The following is a 3,339-nucleotide window of genomic DNA, read 5'->3' on the forward strand; positions in this document are numbered from 1 at the left end:
CGGCCACCGTGATCGCGCGGCCGCCCTCGCGTTGCAGCACGCGAACGCGCAGCACGCCGTCGCCGCAGGCGATGTCCAGCCCGTCGCGGCCGGCGCGCACGATCGTGCCGGGTGCGGCGGACGTTGTTTCGTCAAGCGCGATCGCACCATGCAAACGCACGCGTTCGTCGGCGATCGTCGCTTCGGTCATCGGCCACGGATTGAACGCGCGCACCTTGTTCGCAAGCTCGCGCGCGGGGCGTGTCCAGTCCAGCCGCGCCTCGGCCTTGTCGATCTTGTGCGCGTAGGTCACGCCTTCTTCCGGCTGCGGCTGCGGCACCGCGCGTATGCCGGCGCGCAGCAGGCCGAGGCCGTCGCGCACGACCTGCGCACCGAGCTCGGCGAGGCGGTCATGCAGCTGTCCGCCGGTTTCGTCGGCGCCGATGGCCAGCGATTGCGAGAGCAGCACCGGGCCGGTGTCCAGCCCCTTTTCCATCTGCATCAGGCAGACGCCCGTCTCGCTGTCGCCGGCCTCGATCGCGCGCTGGATCGGCGCCGCACCGCGCCAGCGCGGCAGCAGCGAGGCGTGCACGTTCCAGCAGCCGTAGACGGGAATGTCGAGCACCGACTGCGGCAGGATCAGCCCGTACGCGACGACGATCATGATGTCGGCGTGCAGCGCGCGCAGCGCGGCCTTCGACACGGCAGCCCGGAAGTTCTCCGGTTGCAGCACGGGAATGCCACGCAGCAGCGCTTCCTTCTTCACCGGCGACGGCGTGAGGCCACGCCCGCGTCCCGCGGGACGGTCGGGCTGCGTATAGACCGCGACCACCTCGTTACGCTGCGCGGCGGCGCGCAGGCAGGGAACGGCGAAGTCGGGCGTGCCGGCGAATACGATGCGCATTGAAAGTGTCGATCCAGCAGGGAACGGCGGAGGATAGCGACCGCGCCGCGACGGCCGTGCGGCGACGCGCGTCAGCCGTGCGGACGGCGCGCGACATCACGCGCGGTCACGGGCAACGGCTCAGGCGCGACGACGCTTGGCGAGCTTCTTGCGCACCATCTCGCGCTTGAGCGGCGACAGGTAGTCGACGAACAGCTTGCCGGCAAGGTGGTCCATCTCATGCTGGATGCAGACCGCGAGCAGGCCGTCGGCCGCCATCTCGAATGCCTCGCCGTCGCGGCCGATCGCGCGCACCTTGATAGCGTTCGCGCGCGTCACGTCGGCGAATATCTCCGGCACCGACAGGCAGCCTTCCTGGTAGACCTGCTCGCCTTCGCGCTCGAGGATCTCGGGGTTGACGAACACGAGCGGCTGCGAGCGGTCGTCGGAGACGTCGATCACCATGAAACGCTCGTGTACGTCGACCTGGCTGGCCGCCAGCCCGATGCCCGGCGCCTCGTACATCGTCTCGAACATGTCGTCGAGGCGGGTCTGGAACGCAGTCGAGGCCACCTGCGCGGCGTCGACCGGCCTGGCGACCGTGCGCAGCCGGGTATCGGGATATTCGAGGATGTCGAGCTTGGCCATGGCGGGGGTCCGGATCACCGCCGCGATGGCGGCGGGGGCGTGGCGGAAGGTCGCGCCACGCGGGAAAAATGGGGGTCACCGTCACAACCACAGGACGGGGCGCCATTCTACCGCCCCGGGGGCATTGCATCGGTCGCAGCGGCGTGGGCTATAGTGCCAGCGCCCTTCAAGGAAGGGGTCGCCTGCTGGGGAATCAGGTTCATGGCCATGCTCAAAACCTTCCGCGCAGTCACGGCTGCCGCGTTGCTCACCGTCGCTGCTTATGCGGTATCGGCGGACCATCCGGATACTTATGTCGTCAAGCGTGGTGACACGCTCTGGGACATCGCCGGGCATTTCCTCAAGCGGCCCTGGCTGTGGCCGGAGATCTGGCAGGCCAACCCGCAGATCCGCAATCCGCACCTGATCTATCCGGGTGACGTGATTTCGCTCGCCTATCTCGACCGCGTTGCGGTCCAGCCCGGTCCGCGCACGGAGGCCCCGGTCACCGGCGTGCCGCTGGCGGAGATCGAGCCGTTCCTCAAGAACCTGCGCGTCGTCGACGAGATCGACGAGCTGCCCTATGTTGTGGGCATCGAGGAAGACCATGACCACGCCATTGGCGGCCAGGTCGTCTACATCAAGGGCGCCGACGCCCAGCCCGGCCAGCGCTGGGCCGTGGTGCGCCCGACCGTGCGTTACTCGCACCTCGACCGCACCCAGTGCTGCGACCTGTTCCATACCGACGACCTGGACTATCGCGGCCGCCGGATCCTGGACGGCGCGAACTTCTGGACCGACACCGTCGTCCCCGACAAGGGCAGCGAGGTGCTGGGCTACGAGTTGATGCAACAGACCACCGGCACCATCAGCCGCGGCATGGTGGGCGGCATCGAGGCGGCGACGCTGGTGCTCGACGGCAACGGTCGCGAAGTCCGCGTTGGCGACCGCCTGATCCCGGTGCAGGCGCAGCCCTACGACCTGCAGTTCTTCCCGCATGCCCCGCGTGCGCAGTTCGAATACGGCCGCGCGCAGGTGTTGGCTGTCGCCGATGAGCTGACCCAGGGCGGCCGCCGCGACGTGGTCGCACTGTCGGTGGGCGCTCGCGACGGCGTCGATAACGGCACCGTGTTCTCGACGTGGCGCGTCGGCTCGACCGCAGTCGACCGCGTACGGATGGGCGAGCGCAGCGAAGATACGGTCGGCCGGGCCAAGAAGGTGCGCCTGCCGGACGAATTCGCCAGCCACGTGATGGTGTTCCGCACCTTCGACAAGGTGAGCTACGGGCTGGTCATGGACGGGATCCGCCCAACGGTCATCGGCCAGGAACTCAAGCATCCGGACGCGTCCTACTGACTGACGTTCGGACTTTTCCTACGCGAACAGACGACGGCGCCCTAGGGCGCCGTCGTCGTTTCCGGGCGACGCTGTCCGGATGCACGAAGCGCTCGCCCTCGCCGTCATTGCCGCCGCCGGTGGCCCCCTCGCGCCACGCCGTGCACTGCTCGACGCAGCGGGGACTGCCAAGGCCGCGCTGGCGGATCCCGCGCGCTGGGGCGCGTGCGGACTGACGGCGGCGCAGATCGCGGCACTTCGCGTGCCACCCGCGACCGCGATCGATCCTGCTCGCGACTGGCTGGACGCCCCCGGCCACCGCGTCATCGGCTGGACCGATCCTGACTACCCGCCTGCGCTCCGCGCCGCCGCGAGCCCACCGATTGCACTGTTCGTCGTGGGCGATCCGAGCCTGTTGTGGCGCCCCGCCATCGCGGTGGTCGGCAGTCGCGGACCGACGCCCGGCGGGACGCGGCTCGCCACCGAATTCGCACGCGCGTTCGTGCGGGCCGGCT

Annotated in this window: 4 protein-coding genes; 2 read left to right on the forward strand and 2 right to left on the reverse strand. The window is 69.4% G+C overall.

Annotation, left to right across the window (positions count from 1 at the left end; genetic code table 11):
* Both fmt and def read right to left on the reverse strand, forming a co-directional pair.
* Window positions 1–883: methionyl-tRNA formyltransferase (gene fmt / locus FW784_RS13180; protein ID WP_149353787.1), on the reverse strand; the 883-nt coding region annotated here is incomplete at its 3' end.
* A 120-nt stretch (window positions 884–1,003) separates the two neighbouring features.
* Window positions 1,004–1,510, reverse strand: coding sequence for a peptide deformylase (gene def, locus FW784_RS13185; protein WP_149353788.1), 507 nt, complete (start codon window positions 1,508–1,510; stop codon window positions 1,004–1,006).
* A gap of 207 nt (window positions 1,511–1,717) precedes the next feature.
* On the opposite strand from def, the gene FW784_RS13190 reads away from it, so the two are divergent.
* Window positions 1,718–2,845, forward strand: a complete 1,128-nt coding sequence (locus tag FW784_RS13190; RefSeq protein ID WP_149353789.1) for a LysM peptidoglycan-binding domain-containing protein — start codon at window positions 1,718–1,720, stop codon at window positions 2,843–2,845.
* A 79-nt stretch (window positions 2,846–2,924) separates the two neighbouring features.
* On the forward strand, window positions 2,925–3,339 hold a 415-nt coding region (locus tag FW784_RS13195), incomplete at its 3' end, for a DNA-processing protein DprA (protein WP_187770821.1).

This window comes from Cognatilysobacter lacus (assembly GCF_008274655.1).
In the GTDB taxonomy this organism is placed as follows: Bacteria; Pseudomonadota; Gammaproteobacteria; order Xanthomonadales; family Xanthomonadaceae; genus Cognatilysobacter; species Cognatilysobacter lacus.

Bases quoted from the DNA above. Each gene is read 5' to 3' on its own strand.
- FW784_RS13190 (WP_149353789.1), top strand. From the start codon at position 1,718: ATGCTCAAAACCTTCCGCGCAGTCACGGCTGCCGCGTTGCTCACCGTC.
- def (WP_149353788.1), bottom strand. From the start codon at position 1,510: ATGGCCAAGCTCGACATCCTCGAATATCCCGATACCCGGCTGCGCACG.